Origin of the sequence: Microbispora oryzae (assembly GCF_017896165.1) — a bacterium.
Lineage (GTDB): Bacteria > Actinomycetota > Actinomycetes > Streptosporangiales > Streptosporangiaceae > Microbispora > Microbispora oryzae.
In genome coordinates this window covers 1-1,060 of the sequence record NZ_JAFCNB010000068.1, presented here as the reverse complement: position 1 = coordinate 1,060, position 1,060 = coordinate 1, and the positions used below count along the sequence as shown (strand labels likewise).

2 protein-coding genes are annotated in these 1,060 nt (G+C 68.1%); one reads left to right on the top strand and one right to left on the bottom strand.

Translation table 11 applies throughout. From position 1 onward, the window contains the following. Positions 1-210, bottom strand: a 210-nt coding sequence (locus JOL79_RS33565) for a hypothetical protein (RefSeq protein WP_210159968.1), incomplete at its 3' end; no start/stop codon positions are given. A gap of 588 nt (positions 211-798) precedes the next feature. On the opposite strand from JOL79_RS33565, the gene JOL79_RS33560 reads away from it, so the two are divergent. Further along, positions 799-1,047, top strand: a complete 249-nt coding sequence (locus JOL79_RS33560; RefSeq protein WP_210159967.1) for a hypothetical protein — start codon at positions 799-801, stop codon at positions 1,045-1,047. The last annotated feature ends 13 nt before the right edge of the window (positions 1,048-1,060 follow it).

The following is a 1,060-nucleotide window of genomic DNA, read 5'->3' as shown; positions in this document are numbered from 1 at the left end:
CTGCGCCGCGAAGGTGTTCCACGACGCCCACCCCATCGGCGGCACCGCCACCTGCGCCACCGCCGCCGCAGCGACCGGCCGGGCAACCTGATCCACCACCGTCACCCCCACCCCCGCCCCCACCACGGCCAGCACCCACGCCACCACAACCGACCGCCGCCACACACCACCAGCCGAAGACGACCGCCGAAACCAACTGATCAATCGCATGAGTACCTCCGCGGATGAGGGGACGCGGCCGCGCTCGCGGGCGCGTGGGATCGGTTCTGCAGAAGTGCTGTGGTTGTTGCCGTTCACGTGCGCCGGTCGGTCTTCTCACGAGCCGGGGCCCCGGGTGGCGGGGGCGAGAACGCCGGAGTGTGACGGGAGGAGGCATGCCCCGTGTGCCTACCGCCCGCGCCGGCGTCCCGTGCGCGCGTCACATCCAGACGGGAGACCGTCTCCCGACCCGGAGAAAGACGATCCGAATATCTGAGAATCGCCGGCCGATTCCACCCGTGTGCGGAAATGATGGTGCGGCGGATTGGCCGGTCGAGACCGCTTCATATTCAGCCGGACGGAGCACGATCTCTCCGGCGGCCGAATGTGGCGCCAACTTTGGTAGCGTTAACATTAATTCTCTGCCAAGCCGGTCCTTCGCTGTCGATTTTTCGGTGGTGGTGCGGCGGAGCAAATACGACGAGGCCAGGTCCCGTCAAGTGGGCGTCTGGACGCCGCGTCTCGCCGGGCCGGGTTCCCGCTCCTTGTCGCTGGGTGTGGCCGGGTGCGGTCACGCCGCCGGGGCTGCGCGGTGATGAAATGTTCATCGGCCGTCACGTCGCCGCCGGGACGGCCGAGCGGCCGGAAAACGGCCGGAAATTCGCGATCCCCCGGCTCGCCACCGGTGCCCGGCCCGCCTTTATCGGGACGGAAAGGCGCGGCCTTTCAAACCCTGTCTTGACACTTTTGGTGGTGATTCCCACACTGAGTCCCGATGCGGTCGTGATCCTGCCGGTGCGTGGTGGTGTGGCAGGAACCGTGGCCGGTGACGCGTCCCGACCGGAGTGAATGCGGGACCGCG

What these genes read in the sequence shown, in the direction of transcription:
- JOL79_RS33560 (WP_210159967.1), top strand. Translation starts at nt 799, where the DNA reads ATGTTCATCGGCCGTCACGTCGCCGCCGGGACGGCCGAGCGGCCGGAA.